At 74.2% G+C, this 12,070-nt stretch carries 8 protein-coding genes; 4 read left to right on the top strand and 4 right to left on the bottom strand.

The features are described 5' to 3' along the window. Window positions 1-38 precede the first annotated feature (38 nt). Window positions 39-1,112 carry a helix-turn-helix transcriptional regulator gene (locus tag OC490_RS35270; protein WP_262062108.1) on the top strand — a complete coding sequence of 358 codons (1,074 nt, stop codon included), beginning with the start codon at window positions 39-41 and terminating at the stop codon, window positions 1,110-1,112. An 84-nt stretch (window positions 1,113-1,196) separates the two neighbouring features. Continuing rightward, window positions 1,197-1,520, top strand: a complete 324-nt coding sequence (locus tag OC490_RS35265) for a hypothetical protein (RefSeq protein ID WP_262062107.1) — start codon at window positions 1,197-1,199, stop codon at window positions 1,518-1,520. 135 nt (window positions 1,521-1,655) lie between these two features. On the opposite strand, the gene OC490_RS35260 is transcribed toward OC490_RS35265, so the two are convergent. Then, window positions 1,656-4,355, bottom strand: a complete 2,700-nt coding sequence (locus OC490_RS35260) for an AMP-binding protein (protein WP_262062106.1) — start codon at window positions 4,353-4,355, stop codon at window positions 1,656-1,658. A 405-nt stretch (window positions 4,356-4,760) separates the two neighbouring features. On the opposite strand from OC490_RS35260, the gene lat reads away from it, so the two are divergent. Then, complete coding sequence (lat, locus tag OC490_RS35255) at window positions 4,761-6,137, top strand: L-lysine 6-transaminase (protein ID WP_262062105.1); 1,377 nt, start codon at window positions 4,761-4,763, stop codon at window positions 6,135-6,137. Beyond that, on the top strand, window positions 6,134-7,675 hold the full coding sequence (locus OC490_RS35250; protein ID WP_262062104.1) for an aldehyde dehydrogenase family protein: 1,542 nt from the start codon (window positions 6,134-6,136) through the stop codon (window positions 7,673-7,675). The genes lat and OC490_RS35250 overlap by 4 nt, the downstream gene beginning before the upstream one ends. A gap of 74 nt (window positions 7,676-7,749) precedes the next feature. Here the strand turns inward: OC490_RS35250 and OC490_RS35245 are convergent, their stop codons facing one another. Genes OC490_RS35245 through OC490_RS35235 form a run of 3 tightly spaced genes read right to left on the bottom strand, consistent with a single transcriptional unit; the run spans window position 7,750 to window position 12,034 of the window. Then, window positions 7,750-9,069 (bottom strand): aminotransferase class III-fold pyridoxal phosphate-dependent enzyme, encoded by a 1,320-nt coding sequence (locus tag OC490_RS35245; RefSeq protein ID WP_262062103.1) that lies wholly within the window; start codon window positions 9,067-9,069, stop codon window positions 7,750-7,752. Beyond that, complete coding sequence (locus tag OC490_RS35240) at window positions 9,066-10,622, bottom strand: aldehyde dehydrogenase family protein (RefSeq protein ID WP_262062102.1); 1,557 nt, start codon at window positions 10,620-10,622, stop codon at window positions 9,066-9,068. The genes OC490_RS35245 and OC490_RS35240 overlap by 4 nt, the downstream gene beginning before the upstream one ends. 35 nt (window positions 10,623-10,657) lie before the next feature. Further along, window positions 10,658-12,034, bottom strand: coding sequence for a KamA family radical SAM protein (locus OC490_RS35235; RefSeq protein ID WP_262062101.1), 1,377 nt, complete (start codon window positions 12,032-12,034; stop codon window positions 10,658-10,660). Window positions 12,035-12,070 lie beyond the last annotated feature (36 nt).

The following is a 12,070-nucleotide window of genomic DNA, read 5'->3' as shown; positions in this document are numbered from 1 at the left end:
GGGCGAGTGAACGGACCGGGAGAGAGGGAAGTGCAGCCGTGTTCGACGCACTGGGTCTGGACGAGCTGACGAGCCGCGTCTACCTCACCATGATCACCCATCAGGGGCAGCCCGTCCGCGCCCTCGCGGGCCGGGCGGGCCTGGCGGAGGACGCGGTCCGGTCCGCGCTCGACGTGCTGGCCAGGAAGTCCCTGCTGCGGGCGGCCGACGGCGACCGGGAGGGGTTCGTTCCGGTCAATCCCTCCGTCGGCCTGGCCGCGCTCCTCGCCGAGCAGGAGCGGGAGGTCGACGAGCAGCGCGTGCGGCTCGCCCGGACCCGGCAGGAGGTCGCCCGCCTCGCGTCCGAGTGGGCCGCCGGCCAGGAGGAGTGCGGCAGTGTCGAGCGGGTGCGGGGCGCGGCTGCCGTGGCCTCCCGGGTCGGCGAGCTGGCCCAGGGGGTGCGGTCCGACGTCGTGTCCTTCGTGCCCTGCGGGGGCGGCGGCGCGTGGGCGGCGGACGGGGCGGCGGCCACGGGCAGGGCAGCGGCTGCGGCTACGGCTACGGCTACGGCTACGGGCGGTGCAGGAGCCACGGACGGCACAAGGGCTGCGGACGGCCCAGGGCCTGCCGGCCGGACGGGGCGCGCCGGGGTCCGGGTCCGCACGGTCTTCCTCGACCGGGCCCGCAGGGACCGTCCGCTGGGCGAGGACGTGCGGGCCCTGCTGACGGCCGGGGCGGACGTGCGTTCCGTTCCGGCCCTGCCGCTGGGCATGTCGGTCTTCGACGGGAGCACGGCCGTGGTGCCGTTCGACCCGGACGACCCCGGGCAGGGCGTCGTGGTGCTGACCTCGCGCGGGGTGGTGACGGCCCTGTGCGCCCTGTTCGAGGCGGTGTGGCAGAGCGCCCGGCCGTGGCAGGCCGACGCTCCCGAGGCGCCCTCGGACCGGGCGACCGCGCAGGACCGCGAGCTGCTGCGCTTCCTGCGCGCCGGGCTGACCGACGAGGCCATGTCCCGGCAGCTGGGGGTCTCGGTCCGCACCACCCGCAGGCTGCTGGCCCGGCTCATGGCCCGGCTGGGGGCGCGCTGCCGGTTCGAGGCGGGCTACGAAGCGGCACGGCGCGGCTGGTTGTGAGTGCGGTGGCCGGTCCTGGCCATGGCAGGCGTCTGCCCCGGCCGGGGCGGTCCCCTGCGCGCTGCCGCGTGCCATCCTCGGTGGGTGTACGCGATCCTCGTTCGTCTGGGCAGCGCGGCGGCCCCCGCCGGCGCGGTGCGGCCCCGGGCCGCCGCCCGGTCTCTGCGTGAGGGTCTGCGCGGCGCCGCGGAACACGCCTATGTCCGCCCGCGCGGCGACGGCATCGAGGGTGTCGTCTTCGCGGCGGCCGGGAGTCTGGCCGAGGCGGGCGAGCTGGTGGAGGCCGCGTGCCGGCGGCTCCTCACCCAGCCGGCCCTGGCCGGCTGGTCCCTGACGTGCTGCGAGCCGGACGTCCTGAACGTGGGAGCGGCCTGGCTCCCCGCCCCGGGACCACCGCCCGCCCCGTGACGCGTGCGGCCCCCCGGCCCCGAGCGCGGCCCCGGAGGGCCGTCCCGGCTCAAGGGGACGCCCTCCCCCGCCGGACCCCGGGACCGGGTGATCTGCCCGGGGCCGGACCTCGGAGGGGCAATCTCGCGGAGGCCGCTACGCTGCGCCGTCCGCGTGGGCCAGGAGGGTTGTGCGGTCGACCTTGCCCGTGGCGGTGGTGCCGAAGCGGGGCAGCACCGTCACCGACGCGGGCACCATCGGCCTCGGGAGCGTCTCGCTCAGGCTCCGCCGGACGGCGGCGGCCTCGGCGTCGCCGGTGACGAAGGCGCGCAGGCAGGGTTCGCCGGTGCGGTCGTCCAGCAGGACGACCGCCTCGCGCACCCCCGGGGCCCGGCGAGCGACCTGCTCGATCTCCTGGAGGTCGATCCGCCACCCGTTGAGCTTGACCTGCGTGTCGCGGCGCCCCGACACACGGAGGTTGCCGTCGCCGTCGAGCCGGCCGAGATCGCCGGTGCGGTACACGCGGACGACGCGGCCGGCCAGTTCCACCGTGGTGAAGGGGGACGGCCCCCGCTGTTCGCCGAGATAGCCGACGGCCAGTCCGGGACCGGCGATGACCACCTCGCCGAGGACACCGTTCGGCAGCACCGCGCCGTGCTCGTCGACAACGGCGAGGGCGGCGCCGGCCACCGGCCCGCCGACATGGATGTCTCCCGCCGGGCTCATCGGGCCCGCCGTGGCCGTCGCCGTGGTCTCGGTGGGGCCGTAGAGGTTCCACACCTCGACCGTCGGATAGCGGATCCAGATCCGGCGGAGCAGTTCCGCGGAGAGCGGCTCTCCGCCGAGCAGCAGCCGGTTCAGGCGCATCGTGGGGCCGTCTCCGGCGTCCTCCTCGTCGGCGAGCAGGGCCGAGAAGTAACTCGGTACGCAGTTCAGCGTGACCGGGTCGGCCGCGTAGCTCAGTTCCGCCCGGACCGCCGGGAGGTCCAGCCGATGGGCCGTCAGGAACTGGACGCAGCCGCCGGCGTACAGCGGGCCCAGCGTCTGCTTGAAGCTCGCGTCGAAGACGGGGCTGGAGATCACGGGCAGCGCGCTGCCGTCGGCCAGCAGGTCCCGGGCGGCCCAGGACAGGTAGTTGTCCAGACTGGCCCGGGCGACGGCCACCAGCTTCGGGACGCCGGTCGTCCCGGAGGTGCGCAGCAGATAGGCCGGTGCCGAGGAGGCCCCGGCGGGCGCCGCGGGGAGTTCTTCCCCGGTGTCCCCGACGCTGTCCAGCGCGAGGACGCGGCACTCCGGGGGGACCGGCACGGCGGGGGCCGCGGAGCCGGTGAGCAGCATCGACGCGCCGGAGCGGACGAGTGCGTCCCGCAGTCGTGCCGCGGGTTCCTGCGGGGACAGCGGCAGGAACGTGGCACCGCGCCAGGAGATCGCCAGGAGCGCGGTGAGCAGATCGGGTTCGGCGTCGGCCAGCACCGCGACCACGGCCCCGTCGGCGAGCCCGTCCAGCCGGGCGGCCACGGCGGCGGCACGACGGTTCAGCCGACGGTATGTCCAGGTGCGGGTGGACTGCCGGCAGGCCGGTGCGTCGGGCCGGGACCCGACGTGCTCCCGGAAGCGGGTCACCAGGTCCGGGGCGGGCGCGGGCGGGGCCGGGGCGAGCAGCGCGGCCTGCCGCTCGGCCTGGTCCGGGGGCAGCAGCGCGAGCCGGGCCAGCGGGGTGCCGGGGCGGGTGAGCAGATCCGTGAGGAGGGCCTCCCACAGGTCCAGCACGGCCCGGAACCGGTCCTCTTCCGTCGGCGCGGCGGACTCGGCGTGCAGCGTCAGGCGGGTGCCGGTCCGGCGCAGCGAGAGGGTCATCTCCCGGCCGACCGGGTACGCCCAGTGCAGCAGCTCCCAGGAGCGGGGCATCGGCGGGGTGCCGCAGCGGTCGAGGACGAGGTCGGGAGGCGGGTCTGCGGGGGTGTGGGCCACGGCACCGGGCATGGCGGCCCGGAGTCCGCCCCCGGCCCGGGCCGGGCCGAGGGCTGCCCGCGCGTCCCGGGCCGTGTCCACCGCCCGGCCGGCGGGGACCACCCGGGCCGGCGGGTCCGTCGGGCCGGGGGCGGCGTGGACGGCGGCGAGCGATTCGGGGGCGACGCCCAGCCGCTGCAGGACGACGGCGAGCGCGAGTTGTGCCACGTCGTCCGGGTCGCAGCCGGTGTCCCGCGCGAGCCGGTCGAGCGGCGTCACGAGGCCGGCGGGCAGGACGCGGTCGAGGTGACGGACGCGGGGGCCCGAGCCCGTGCCGGGAATCACGTCGGCGAGACGGAGCAGGTCGGTGGGGACCGCGGCCCGCCGGTCGGCCCGCAACCGCGCCGCCTGCGCGGGTCGCCCGTCCTGCGGCCGGGCCCCGTGCTGCGCGGTGATGTCCCGCGGGCCCGGTGCGTCCTCCCGCGCGTCCGGCCCGGCCAGCCGGCGGGCGGTCTCCGCGAACAGCAGGCCGATGGTGGCGGCGTCGGCCGCACCGGTGTCGCAGGAGAGCGTCAGTTCCGGGCCGTCCTGCGTGTCGTGCACGGCGGCCCGCAGCGGCGCCGGGGCGAGTTCGCCGCCGCTGCGGTCCCCGGGCGCGTCCTCCGGCCGCGAGACCCCTTCGAGCCGCGGGTCTTCGCCTGTCGTGCCGTACGGCACGGGTGCCGCGGCCAGGGCTCCGCGGAGCGCGGAGCGGACCGCCGCGGCGGTGGCGGACGCGATACGGACGGACACGGTCAGCCGGCGCTCGCCGGACCCGGCCGACGCGCCCTCGAACGGCCCGGGTCGGTGCGGCGTCCCGGCGTCGTCCGTCCGGCTCCCGGCCGGGGCGGGGTGAGCGGGCATCATCAGCTCCTTGGCACAGGGAGAGGCAGTGCTCCGGGCGGCGACGCGTCCACGGCATCCACAGAATCCACGGAATTTCCCTTGGCGCCGCCGATCGCGGCGAAAGAAACAGAAAGCACCGGCCCCTGAGATGCACCGGCCGGGAATTCCTGGCCGTTTCACCGGAAGGCCTCGGGGATCTGGATATTTCGGCGCGTCACCGATATTCCTGGGGTAATCCTGTCCCGTGCCGGCACGGGCACGCCAGACCGGTGTGGTGGCCGTTTCCTGCCAGGGCAGTGCAATGCCACCGCAGAACGGGCCCCGATTCCCGGCCGCACTGTTTTTCTTGACACCGCCGGGGCCCGATATTACGTTTCCGTGGCCCCGGGTGAAAATTCCGTTCCCTTCTTCTCCGAGGAATTTCTCATGCTCGACGCGTCACCGCGGACGGGGACACCCGCCGCCACCGCTGTCGCCCCGTCAGAGGTGCATGAAAGCCTCGCGCGACACGTCCTGGTCGACGGTTTCCCCTTCGTCCTCGACCTCGAACGCAGCCGCGGATGCCGGCTGGTCGACGCCGTCTCCGGCGCCGCGTACCTGGACATGTACACCTTCTTCGCCTCCAGCCCGCTGGGCATCAACCCGCCCGAACTCGTCGAGGACGCCGCGTTCATGCGCGCGCTGGCGACGGCGGCGGCCAACAAGCCGGCCAACTCCGACGTCTACACCACCCAGTTCGCCGAGTTCGTGGACACCTTCGCGCGGGTCCTCGGCGATCCCGGGCTGCCGCACCTGTTCTTCGTCGAGGGCGGCGCGCTGGCCGTCGAGAACGCGCTCAAGTGCGCCTTCGACTGGAAGAGCCGCCACAACGAGATGCACGGCCGGTCCCGTGACCTGGGCACGAAGGTGCTCCATCTGACCCGGGCCTTCCACGGGCGCAGCGGCTACACCCTGTCCCTGACCAACACCGACCCCGTGAAGACGGAGCGTTTCCCCCTCTTCGACTGGCCGCGTATCGACGTACCCGCGATGCGGTTCCCGGTGGAGCAGCACCTGGCGGAGACCGAGCGGGCCGAGCGGCGGGCCCTGGAGCAGGCCGAGCGCGCCTTCCAAAGCCTCCCCCACGACATCGCCTGCTTCGTCGCCGAACCGATCCAGGGCGAGGGCGGCGACAACCACATGCGCCCCGCGTTCCTGCAGGCCATGCAGGCCCTCTGCCACACCCACGACGCCCTCTTCGTCGTCGACGAGGTGCAGACCGGGGTGGGGCTGACCGGGACGGCGTGGGCCTACCAGCAGCTCGGCCTCGCCCCGGACGTCGTCGCCTTCTCCAAGAAGGCGCAGGTCGGCGGCATCATGGCGGGACGCCGCGTCGACCTCGTCCCGGACAACGTCTTCACCGTCGGCGGCCGGATCAACTCCACCTGGGGCGGCGGGCTGGCGGACATGGTGCGGGCGCGCCGCCTGCTCGACGTCATCGAGGAGCAGCGGCTCATTCCGCGGGCGGCCCGGCTGGGCGGGTACTTCCTGGACGGACTGAAGTCCCTGGCCCGGCGCTACCCGGAGCTGGTGACCAACCCGCGGGGCCGCGGCCTGATGTGCGCCTTCGACCTGCCCACGGCCGCCGTACGGGACAGCCTCCTGGTGCGGCTGCGGGAGGAGGAGCGGGTGCTGCTGCTGCCCGGCGGCACACGGACCGCCCGGCTCCGCCCGGCGCTGTCCGTCTCGGCCCAGGAGATCGACGAGGCACTCGAGGCGCTCGAACGCGTGCTCGACCGGGAACGCGGAGGACAGCAGTCGTGACCACCACCCCGCTCAGCTCACCGGCCGCGCAGCAGAGCCCGCGCGTCTACCGGTCCGTCAACCCCGCACGCCTGGACGACGTCGTCGCCGAGGTGGGCCTCGTCGACGCCGCCGGCTTCGCGGGTGTCTGCGCCGCCGCCAAGGCCGCCCATCCCGACTGGGCGCGGACTCCGGCGCCGGTGCGCGGCCGGATCGTCGCCGCGATGGGGCGGCTGGTCGAGGCGAACGCCGAGCGGCTGGCGGCCCTGGTGACGCGGGAGATCGGCAAGCCCTTCCACGAGGCGCTGGGAGAGGTCCGCGAGATCATCGACACCTGCGACTTCTTCCTCGGTGAGGGACGCCGTCTGTACGGGCAGACCGTGCCCAGCGAGATGCCGGCGAAGGAGCTGTTCACCTACCGCGAGCCCGTGGGCGTCGTCTCCGTGATCACCGCGGGCAACTTCCCGGTCGCCGTGCCGGCCTGGTACATCGTCCCCGCCCTGCTCTGCGGCAACACCGTGGTCTGGAAGCCGGCCGAGTACGCGGCGGCGAGCGCGACGGCGCTGTACGACATCCTGACGCACGCCGGTCTGCCCGCCGGAGTGCTGAACCTCGTCCACGCCGAGGGCGAGCAGACCTTCGCGGGCCTGGAGCTGGGGCTCGGCGCGGGCACCATCGACAAGATCGGCTTCACCGGGTCCACCGAGGTCGGGTCCCGGATCGGGGAGCTGGCCGGGCGGCATCTGCAGAGTCCCTGCCTGGAACTGGGCGGGAAGAACCCGATGGTGGTCGCCGCGGACGCGGACGTGGACCTCGCCGTCCAGGGTGCGCTGTTCTCCGGATTCGGCTCCGCCGGCCAGCGGTGCACCTCGCTGGGCACCGTACTGGTGCACGAAAGCCTGCACGGCGTCTTCCTGGAGCGCTTCGGTGAGGCCGTCGCGCGGGCCGCGGTGGGCGACCCCGGCCGTGAGGTGCTCTACGGGCCGCTGCTCGACCGGCGGTTCGCGGACCGGTTCGAGGAGTACCTCGGCTGGATCGGCCCGCACCACCGTGTCCTGGGCTCCGGTGCCGTGGGACGCATCGACGCGGCGCGGCCCAGGGCCGGGTTCGTGGGCGACCCCGCGGCGGGGCTCTTCTACCATCCGACCGTCGTCGACGGCGTCGGCCCCGAGGACCGGATCTTCCGTCAGGAGACGTTCGGGCCGCTGGTCGGCGTCATGGCGTTCCGTCACCTGGACGAGGCCGTCGAGCTGGCCAACGCGCCGGGCTACGGTCTGTCGGCGTCCGTGTACACCGCCGACGCGGCCACCGCCTTCGCCTTCCGGCGCGGTGTGCGGGCCGGGATGATCAGCGTCAACAACTCCACGTCCGGGGCCGAGGCGCACCTGCCCTTCGGAGGCAACGGCCGTTCCGGCAACGGCTCCCGGCAGTCCGGCATGTGGGTGCTGGACCAGTTCACCCGCTGGCAGGCGATGAACTGGGACTTCTCCGGCCATCTCCAGCGCGCGCAGATGGACGTCGACATTCCGGCACCCGATCTGTCCTTCCGGCTCGCCTGACCGCCCGGCGGTCCGTACGGCCGCCTCCCGCCGGAGGCAGCCGCGCCGGCCCGGGCGCTGTCGGACCGCCGCTGTCAGGCCGGCGCGGCGCATTCCGCGACGGCCTCGGCCAGCAGGTCGGCGCCGACTGCGGCCTGGTCCTCGCGCAGCACCAGGGGCGGTGAGACGCGGACGGTGCGGTCGCCTGCCTGCAGGACCAGCAGGCCGCGCCGGAAGCAGGCGGCCTCGACCCGGGAGGCGAACCGGGCCGAGGTGAAGGTGATGCCGATCATCAGCCCGAGACCGGTCACGCTCTCCACGTGCGGCTCGTCCGCGAGGTGCTGGAGCCGGTCGAGCAGGAAGGCGCCCTGTTTCAGGGAGTTCTCGGCGAGCGACTCGGTGACGAGGTCCGTCGTGGCGAGGGCCGCCGCGCAGCTGACGGGGTTGCCTCCGAACGTGGAGCCGTGCGCACCGGCCGGCCAGTCCATCACCGAGTTCCGCGCGATCATCGCGCTGAGCGGCAGTCCGCTCGCCAGGCCCTTGCCGGCCAGCAGGATGTCCGGCGTCACGCCGAACCGCTCGCAGGCCCAGAAGGCGCCGGTGCGCCCGCAGCCGGTCTGCACCTCGTCGGCGATCAGCAGGATGCCGTGCCGGTCGCACAGCTCGCGCAGCCCGCGCAGCCAGGCCGGGTCGGCCGGCACGTATCCGCCCTCGCCGAGGACGGGCTCCACGAGGATCGCGGCCACCTCGCCGGGCGAGGTCAGCCGTGCGAAGAGCACGTCCTCCAGATAGTTCGGCACCGTGCTGCGGGTGCCGTCCCCGTGGATGAAGGTGTCGTTGTACGGGGCGTGGAACACGCCGGACGGCAGCGGGCCGAACCCGTCGCGGTAGGAGTGCTTCGACCCCGTCACGGACACGCTGCCGTAGGTGCGGCCGTGGAACGAGCCGAGGAAGGAGACGACGTTCGGGCGCCCGGTGTGGCGTCGGGCGAGCTTCAGGGCCGCCTCCACCGCCTCCGTGCCGGAGTTGCCCAAAAACACCCGGGCGTCCTCGCCGAAGGGGCTGAGCCGGGCGAGCCGGGCGCACAGCTCGGCGTAGACGGGGACGTAGAAGTCGGAGCTGCAGTAGTGCAGCAGTCGGCTCGCCTGTTCCTGGACGGCCGCGACCACGCGGGGATGGGCGTGTCCGGTGGAATTGGTGGCGATGCCGGCGTTGAAGTCGAGCAGGATGTTGCCGTCGGCGTCCTCCAGGAGGCAGCCCTCGCCGCGCACCGGTACGCAGGGGTAGGCGCGGGGCAGCGACGGGCTGGTGACCCGCTCGTCCTCGGACACGACCTGCCGGGCCAGCGGTCCGGGCAGCGGGGTGCGCAGCACCGGCCCGGAGTGGTCGCCGAGCCGGCGGACCTGGTCGTTCATGAGGTGACACCTCGCAGAGTGTGGAGGGTGCGGCTCTGTTCCCGCACGTAGAGCTGGGTGTAGTGCTCGCCGCCGCCGCCGCGGCCGGTGCTGCCGGAGCCCTTCCAGCCGCCGAACGGCTGCATCCCGGGCCAGGCGCCGGTGGTGGCGCCGGCGGGCCGGTTGACGTAGACCACGCCGCAGTGCACGCCGTCGAGGAAGGCCGCGATCTCCTGCTCGTCGCGGGAGAAGAGTCCGGCCGACAGACCGAACCGGGTGGCGTTGGTCTCGGTGAGTGCCTCGTCGAAGGTGTCGAAGCGGGAGACGGCGACCAGCGGCAGGAACAGTTCCTCCTGCCAGAGGGGTTCGTCGCGCGGCACCGCGACCACGGTCGGCTCCAGATACACGCCGTGCGCGTGGATCCCGCCCGTCAGCCGGGAGCCGCCGGTGAGCACGGCCCCCGAGGCCGCGGCGCTCTCGACCGCCCGGGCGAAGCGCCGGGCCGCCCGTTCGTCGATGACCGGCCCGTAGTCCGTCGTGCGTTCGCGCGGGTCGCCCACGCGCAGTCGTGCGGCCCGCTCGAGGACCGCGGCGACCAGTTCGTCGTGGACGGCGTGCTCGACGAGCACCCGGGAGCACGACGAGCACTTCTGCCCGCCGAACCCGAAGGCGGACCGCACGATGCCCTCGGCGGCGTCCGCGATGTCCGCGTGCCGCGTCACGATCGTGGTGTTCTTGCCGCCCATCTCGCAGACGACCGGGCGGGGCCACGGCCCGGCCGCCGTGCGCTGGAGGATCTCCGTGCCGACGTCGTGGGAGCCGGTGAAGGTGATGCCGTCCACGCCCGCGCCGACGAGTTCCGCGCCGACCGTGGGTCCGTCACCGAGCAGGACCTGCAGGGCGGCGGCCGGCACGCCCGCCGCCACCACGGTCTCCCTCAGCCGCAGGGCCGCCAGGTAGCCGTGCTCCGATGCTTTGACGACGACGGTGTTGCCCGCGGCGAGGGCCGCGGCGGCCGGGCCCGCGATCAGCGCCAGCGGGAAGTTGAACGGCGCGATCACGGCCCACACCCCGTGCGGGCGCAGCACGCTGAGGGTCCGTTCGCGGGGAGAGGCGCCGGCCATGGGCTGCTCGAAGCCGCCGTCGGTCCGCCACCGGCCGCTGTAGTAGCGGAAGAACTCGGCGGCCTCCTCGGCCTCGCCGACGGCTTCCAGGCGGGTCTTGCCGATCTCCAGGGTGAGCAGGGCGGCCAGCTCGTAGACCTGCTCGGAGAGCCGTTCGGCCGCCGACTCCAGTATCTCCAGGCGCTCCTGCCAGGGCCGCCCGGCCCAGGCGGGTCCCGCGGCGCGGGCCGCCGCCACGGCGTGGTGCACCTCGGCGGTGCCGGCCTCGGCGAAGTGCCCGACGACGATCCGCCGGTCGAGGGGCGAGTGTTCGGTGCGGTGCGGTGCGCGGCCGGCGCCGGGCGGGTGCCCGGCACCGGTGCCCGGCGCGGCCAGTGCCTGTTCGTAGGCCCGGTGCAGTTCCTCCCCGGGCAGGGCCAGGTCCGCGTACGTGAGTCTGCTGGATGCCATCGATGCGTCCTTGGAAAGTCGGGGCGGGGGCGGCCTCAGGCGGTGTGCCGTTCCCACCACTGGCGGCCCTGCGGCGGCAGCGTGTGCAGCGGGTCGTAGTAGTGGAAGGTGCGTGCGGCGGCGGAGGTGCCGAAGCCGGCCCCGGTGGCGCTGGGCTCCCAGCGGGAGACGCCGGTGACCCGGTCGTACTCGGCGGCCTGGTGGACCCAGCGCTTGCCGAGGTAGGGCACGTCGCACACCAGGCGGGGCGTGGCGAAGCCCGGGAGGTGGCCCATCAGGTCGCTCTGCAGTTCCTGGGCCCGGCTCAGCGGGATCCGCCAGTGCTCGCTCTCCGGGATCATGTCGCAGAGGTAGAAGTAGTACGGCATCACGGCGGCTCCGTCGAGCAGCGCGAAGCACAGGTCGAGCAGCGCCTCGGCGCGGTCGTTGACCCCGGCGAGCAGGACGCCCTGGTTGCGTACGTCCCGGATTCCGGTGGCCAGGACGGCCCGGCTCGCCTCCGCCACGAGCGGGGTCACGGACTGGGCGGTGTTGGCGTGGGTGTGCAGCGCGAGGGCGACGCCGCGGCCGGTGGCGCGGGCGGCGAGCCGGGCGAGGCCGTCGAGCACGTCCGGTGCGAGCCAGTGCTGCGGCAGTCCGACCAGTGCCTTGGAGGCGAGGCGGATGTCGCGGATGTGGTCGATGTCCAGGAGCCGGCCGACGAACTCCTCCAGGCGCGGCCAGGGCATGTTGGCGACGTCGCCGCCGGAGACCACCACGTCCCGGATGCCCGGGGAGCGGCGCAGATAGCCGAGCATGGCCTCGGTGCGGTCCACGGGACGCAGTTGGAACCTGGTCTTGGCGACCGTGGGTGTCGAGGTGCCGACCAGGTCCATGCGGGTGCAGTGCCCGCAGTACTGCGGGCAGGTGGACACCAGCTCCACCAGCACCTTGTTGGGGTAGCGGTGGGTGAGGCCCTCCACCGCCCACATCTCGGACTCGTGCAGCGAGTCGCGTGCGGCCAGCGGGTGGGAGCGCCAGTCCGGCCGCCGGTCGGAGGCGAGGGGCAGCATGTAGCGGCGGACCGGGTCGGCCCGGAACGCCTCGGTCAGCGATCCCGGGCCGGCCGGACTCACCCCCGGCATCAGTGTGTTGAGCATCTGCGGAGGGACCAGCAGGGACATGGTCGCCTGCTTCTCCTGGTCGACCTGCAGGTCGTCGTAGACGCGGTCGTCCAGCAGGCCGCCCAGGACCCTGCGCAGTTCCCGGACGTTCTTGACGCAGTGGCTGCGCTGCCACTGGGCGGAGCGCCACTGGGCGGCGGTGACGGTGCGCCATCCGGGAAAGCGGGTCCAGTCGGGTTCCTCCAGTGCGCGGGGGCGGTAGAGGTACGGCGTCCGGGGTTCGGTCGGGGCGACGGTGGTTGCCGTCATGCGCTTACCTCCGTGCGGTGCGGTGCGGCGGGGGTC

The sequence above is a fragment of the Streptomyces sp. STR69 genome (assembly GCF_024519455.1).
Classification (GTDB): domain Bacteria; phylum Actinomycetota; class Actinomycetes; order Streptomycetales; family Streptomycetaceae; genus Streptomyces.
Note: the sequence above shows the minus strand (reverse complement) of the source record. Positions and strands in the feature narration are given on the sequence as shown.

Coding starts and splice junctions, on each gene's coding strand:
- OC490_RS35260 (WP_262062106.1), bottom strand. CDS start 4,355: ATGATGCCCGCTCACCCCGCCCCGGCCGGGAGCCGGACGGACGACGCC.
- lat (WP_262062105.1), top strand. CDS start 4,761: ATGCTCGACGCGTCACCGCGGACGGGGACACCCGCCGCCACCGCTGTC.
- OC490_RS35245 (WP_262062103.1), bottom strand. CDS start 9,069: ATGAACGACCAGGTCCGCCGGCTCGGCGACCACTCCGGGCCGGTGCTG.
- OC490_RS35240 (WP_262062102.1), bottom strand. CDS start 10,622: ATGGCATCCAGCAGACTCACGTACGCGGACCTGGCCCTGCCCGGGGAG.
- OC490_RS35235 (WP_262062101.1), bottom strand. CDS start 12,034: ATGACGGCAACCACCGTCGCCCCGACCGAACCCCGGACGCCGTACCTC.